This window comes from Pseudomonas yamanorum, from assembly GCF_013386765.1.
GTDB lineage: Bacteria > Pseudomonadota > Gammaproteobacteria > Pseudomonadales > Pseudomonadaceae > Aquipseudomonas > Aquipseudomonas yamanorum_A.
Window position 1 is genome coordinate 1 of sequence record NZ_JACARE010000060.1, and the last position, 5,545, is coordinate 5,545.

The 5,545-nt window shown below is 51.0% G+C and carries 2 tRNA genes and 3 rRNA genes; all 5 read left to right on the forward strand.

The window, feature by feature from the left end:
• Positions 1-325 precede the first annotated feature (325 nt).
• A 16S ribosomal RNA gene (locus HX875_RS30795) occupies positions 326-1,862 on the forward strand.
• Positions 1,863-1,945: 83 nt separating this feature from the next.
• Positions 1,946-2,022, forward strand: a tRNA-Ile gene (locus HX875_RS30800).
• Positions 2,023-2,052: 30 nt separating this feature from the next.
• Positions 2,053-2,128 (forward strand) — tRNA-Ala (locus HX875_RS30805).
• Between the two features lie 247 nt (positions 2,129-2,375).
• Positions 2,376-5,269: ribosomal RNA gene (locus tag HX875_RS30810) — 23S ribosomal RNA — on the forward strand.
• Between the two features lie 158 nt (positions 5,270-5,427).
• A 5S ribosomal RNA gene (gene rrf / locus HX875_RS30815) occupies positions 5,428-5,543 on the forward strand.
• Together the 16S, 23S and 5S rRNA genes with 2 tRNA genes alongside form the textbook arrangement of a ribosomal RNA operon.
• The last annotated feature ends 2 nt before the right edge of the window (positions 5,544-5,545 follow it).

Sequence of the window (5,545 nt, forward strand, 5' to 3'; positions counted from 1 at the left end):
GCGTGTAACGCTGTAGAATTCGCCTCCCGCTAACGAGAGATCGGAAGCGCAAGTGGTTGAAGTTACAAAGGAAACTTTGAAAACTTCTGAAAATAATCACTTGACAGCAAATGAGGCTGCTGTAGAATGCGCGCCTCGGTTGAGACGAAAGATCTTAACCAACCGCTCTTTAACAACTGAATCAAGCAATTCGTGTGGGTGCTTGTGGAGTCAGACTGATAGTCAACAAGATTATCAGCATCACAAGTTACTCCGCGAGAAATCAAAGATGTAACCAACGATTGCTGAGCCAAGTTTAGGGTTTCTTAAAAACCCAAAGATGTTTGAACTGAAGAGTTTGATCATGGCTCAGATTGAACGCTGGCGGCAGGCCTAACACATGCAAGTCGAGCGGTAGAGAGAAGCTTGCTTCTCTTGAGAGCGGCGGACGGGTGAGTAATGCCTAGGAATCTGCCTGGTAGTGGGGGATAACGTTCGGAAACGGACGCTAATACCGCATACGTCCTACGGGAGAAAGCAGGGGACCTTCGGGCCTTGCGCTATCAGATGAGCCTAGGTCGGATTAGCTAGTTGGTGAGGTAATGGCTCACCAAGGCGACGATCCGTAACTGGTCTGAGAGGATGATCAGTCACACTGGAACTGAGACACGGTCCAGACTCCTACGGGAGGCAGCAGTGGGGAATATTGGACAATGGGCGAAAGCCTGATCCAGCCATGCCGCGTGTGTGAAGAAGGTCTTCGGATTGTAAAGCACTTTAAGTTGGGAGGAAGGGCAGTAAATTAATACTTTGCTGTTTTGACGTTACCGACAGAATAAGCACCGGCTAACTCTGTGCCAGCAGCCGCGGTAATACAGAGGGTGCAAGCGTTAATCGGAATTACTGGGCGTAAAGCGCGCGTAGGTGGTTCGTTAAGTTGGATGTGAAATCCCCGGGCTCAACCTGGGAACTGCATTCAAAACTGACGAGCTAGAGTATGGTAGAGGGTGGTGGAATTTCCTGTGTAGCGGTGAAATGCGTAGATATAGGAAGGAACACCAGTGGCGAAGGCGACCACCTGGACTGATACTGACACTGAGGTGCGAAAGCGTGGGGAGCAAACAGGATTAGATACCCTGGTAGTCCACGCCGTAAACGATGTCAACTAGCCGTTGGGAGCCTTGAGCTCTTAGTGGCGCAGCTAACGCATTAAGTTGACCGCCTGGGGAGTACGGCCGCAAGGTTAAAACTCAAATGAATTGACGGGGGCCCGCACAAGCGGTGGAGCATGTGGTTTAATTCGAAGCAACGCGAAGAACCTTACCAGGCCTTGACATCCAATGAACTTTCTAGAGATAGATTGGTGCCTTCGGGAACATTGAGACAGGTGCTGCATGGCTGTCGTCAGCTCGTGTCGTGAGATGTTGGGTTAAGTCCCGTAACGAGCGCAACCCTTGTCCTTAGTTACCAGCACGTAATGGTGGGCACTCTAAGGAGACTGCCGGTGACAAACCGGAGGAAGGTGGGGATGACGTCAAGTCATCATGGCCCTTACGGCCTGGGCTACACACGTGCTACAATGGTCGGTACAGAGGGTTGCCAAGCCGCGAGGTGGAGCTAATCCCAGAAAACCGATCGTAGTCCGGATCGCAGTCTGCAACTCGACTGCGTGAAGTCGGAATCGCTAGTAATCGCGAATCAGAATGTCGCGGTGAATACGTTCCCGGGCCTTGTACACACCGCCCGTCACACCATGGGAGTGGGTTGCACCAGAAGTAGCTAGTCTAACCTTCGGGAGGACGGTTACCACGGTGTGATTCATGACTGGGGTGAAGTCGTAACAAGGTAGCCGTAGGGGAACCTGCGGCTGGATCACCTCCTTAATCGACGACATCAGCTGCTCCATAAGTTCCCACACGAATTGCTTGATTCATTGAAGAAGACGATAAAGAAGCAGCCCGAAATTGGGTCTGTAGCTCAGTTGGTTAGAGCGCACCCCTGATAAGGGTGAGGTCGGCAGTTCGAATCTGCCCAGACCCACCAATTTTGTGTGGGAAACGCCTGTAGAAATACGGGGCCATAGCTCAGCTGGGAGAGCGCCTGCCTTGCACGCAGGAGGTCAACGGTTCGATCCCGTTTGGCTCCACCACTACTGCTTCTGAAAGTTGAAAGCTTAGAAATGAGCATTCCATCATTGTGATGGTGAATGTTGATTTCTAGTCTTTGATTAGATCGTTCTTTAAAAATTTGGGTATGTGATAGAAAGATAGACTGAACGTTACTTTCACTGGTAACGGATCAGGCTAAGGTAAAATTTGTGAGTTCTCTTAATTGAGAAATTCGAATTTTCGGCGAATGTCGTCTTCACAGTATAACCAGATTGCTTGGGGTTATATGGTCAAGTGAAGAAGCGCATACGGTGGATGCCTTGGCAGTCAGAGGCGATGAAAGACGTGGTAGCCTGCGAAAAGCTTCGGGGAGTCGGCAAACAGACTTTGATCCGGAGATGTCTGAATGGGGGAACCCAGCCATCATAAGATGGTTACCTTACACTGAATACATAGGTGTATGGAGCGAACCAGGGGAACTGAAACATCTAAGTACCCTGAGGAAAAGAAATCAACCGAGATTCCCTTAGTAGTGGCGAGCGAACGGGGACTAGCCCTTAAGTGGCTTTGAGATTAGCGGAACGCTCTGGAAAGTGCGGCCATAGTGGGTGATAGCCCTGTACGCGAAAATCTCTTAGTCATGAAATCGAGTAGGACGGAGCACGAGAAACTTTGTCTGAATATGGGGGGACCATCCTCCAAGGCTAAATACTACTGACTGACCGATAGTGAACTAGTACCGTGAGGGAAAGGCGAAAAGAACCCCGGAGAGGGGAGTGAAATAGATCCTGAAACCGTATGCGTACAAGCAGTGGGAGCCCACTTTGTTGGGTGACTGCGTACCTTTTGTATAATGGGTCAGCGACTTATTTTCAGTGGCGAGCTTAACCGAATAGGGGAGGCGTAGCGAAAGCGAGTCTTAATAGGGCGTCTAGTCGCTGGGAATAGACCCGAAACCGGGCGATCTATCCATGGGCAGGTTGAAGGTTGGGTAACACTAACTGGAGGACCGAACCGACTACCGTTGAAAAGTTAGCGGATGACCTGTGGATCGGAGTGAAAGGCTAATCAAGCTCGGAGATAGCTGGTTCTCCTCGAAAGCTATTTAGGTAGCGCCTCATGTATCACTGTAGGGGGTAGAGCACTGTTTCGGCTAGGGGGTCATCCCGACTTACCAAACCGATGCAAACTCCGAATACCTACAAGTGCCGAGCATGGGAGACACACGGCGGGTGCTAACGTCCGTCGTGAAAAGGGAAACAACCCAGACCGTCAGCTAAGGTCCCAAAGTTATGGTTAAGTGGGAAACGATGTGGGAAGGCTTAGACAGCTAGGAGGTTGGCTTAGAAGCAGCCACCCTTTAAAGAAAGCGTAATAGCTCACTAGTCGAGTCGGCCTGCGCGGAAGATGTAACGGGGCTCAAACCATACACCGAAGCTACGGGTATCATCTTCGGATGATGCGGTAGAGGAGCGTTCTGTAAGCCTGTGAAGGTGAGTTGAGAAGCTTGCTGGAGGTATCAGAAGTGCGAATGCTGACATGAGTAACGATAATGGGTGTGAAAAACACCCACGCCGAAAGACCAAGGTTTCCTGCGCAACGTTAATCGACGCAGGGTTAGTCGGTCCCTAAGGCGAGGCTGAAAAGCGTAGTCGATGGAAAACAGGTTAATATTCCTGTACTTCTGGTTATTGCGATGGAGGGACGGAGAAGGCTAGGCCAGCTTGGCGTTGGTTGTCCAAGTTTAAGGTGGTAGGCTGGAATCTTAGGTAAATCCGGGATTCTAAGGCCGAGAGCTGATGACGAGCTAACTTTTAGTTAGCGAAGTGGTTGATGCCATGCTTCCAAGAAAAGCTTCTAAGCTTCAGGTAACCAGGAACCGTACCCCAAACCGACACAGGTGGTTGGGTAGAGAATACCAAGGCGCTTGAGAGAACTCGGGTGAAGGAACTAGGCAAAATGGCACCGTAACTTCGGGAGAAGGTGCGCCGGTGAGGGTGAAGGACTTGCTCCGTAAGCTCATGCCGGTCGAAGATACCAGGCCGCTGCGACTGTTTATTAAAAACACAGCACTCTGCAAACACGAAAGTGGACGTATAGGGTGTGACGCCTGCCCGGTGCCGGAAGGTTAATTGATGGGGTTAGCTAACGCGAAGCTCTTGATCGAAGCCCCGGTAAACGGCGGCCGTAACTATAACGGTCCTAAGGTAGCGAAATTCCTTGTCGGGTAAGTTCCGACCTGCACGAATGGCGTAACGATGGCGGCGCTGTCTCCACCCGAGACTCAGTGAAATTGAAATCGCTGTGAAGATGCAGTGTATCCGCGGCTAGACGGAAAGACCCCGTGAACCTTTACTATAGCTTTGCACTGGACTTTGAATTTGCTTGTGTAGGATAGGTGGGAGGCTTTGAAGCGTGGACGCCAGTTCGCGTGGAGCCAACCTTGAAATACCACCCTGGCAACTTTGAGGTTCTAACTCAGGTCCGTTATCCGGATCGAGGACAGTGTATGGTGGGTAGTTTGACTGGGGCGGTCTCCTCCTAAAGAGTAACGGAGGAGTACGAAGGTGCGCTCAGACCGGTCGGAAATCGGTCGTAGAGTATAAAGGCAAAAGCGCGCTTGACTGCGAGACAGACACGTCGAGCAGGTACGAAAGTAGGTCTTAGTGATCCGGTGGTTCTGTATGGAAGGGCCATCGCTCAACGGATAAAAGGTACTCCGGGGATAACAGGCTGATACCGCCCAAGAGTTCATATCGACGGCGGTGTTTGGCACCTCGATGTCGGCTCATCACATCCTGGGGCTGAAGCCGGTCCCAAGGGTATGGCTGTTCGCCATTTAAAGTGGTACGCGAGCTGGGTTTAGAACGTCGTGAGACAGTTCGGTCCCTATCTGCCGTGGACGTTTGAGATTTGAGAGGGGCTGCTCCTAGTACGAGAGGACCGGAGTGGACGAACCTCTGGTGTTCCGGTTGTCACGCCAGTGGCATTGCCGGGTAGCTATGTTCGGAATAGATAACCGCTGAAAGCATCTAAGCGGGAAACTAGCCTCAAGATGAGATCTCACTGGAACCTTGAGTTCCCTGAAGGGCCGTCGAAGACTACGACGTTGATAGGTTGGGTGTGTAAGCGCTGTGAGGCGTTGAGCTAACCAATACTAATTGCCCGTGAGGCTTGACCATATAACACCCAAGCAATTTGCTGACCTGAAAAGGCACCAGATTGCGGTGTGTGAAGACGAAACGAACCGAAAGTTCGAAATACTCACAAAACACCGAAGCTATCACATACCCAATTTGCTGAAGCGAGGCCAACTGGTCACGACTCAGTACCCGAATTTCTTGACGACCATAGAGCATTGGAACCACCTGATCCCATCCCGAACTCAGCAGTGAAACGATGCATCGCCGATGGTAGTGTGGGGTTTCCCCATGTGAGAGTAGGTCATCGTCAAGATT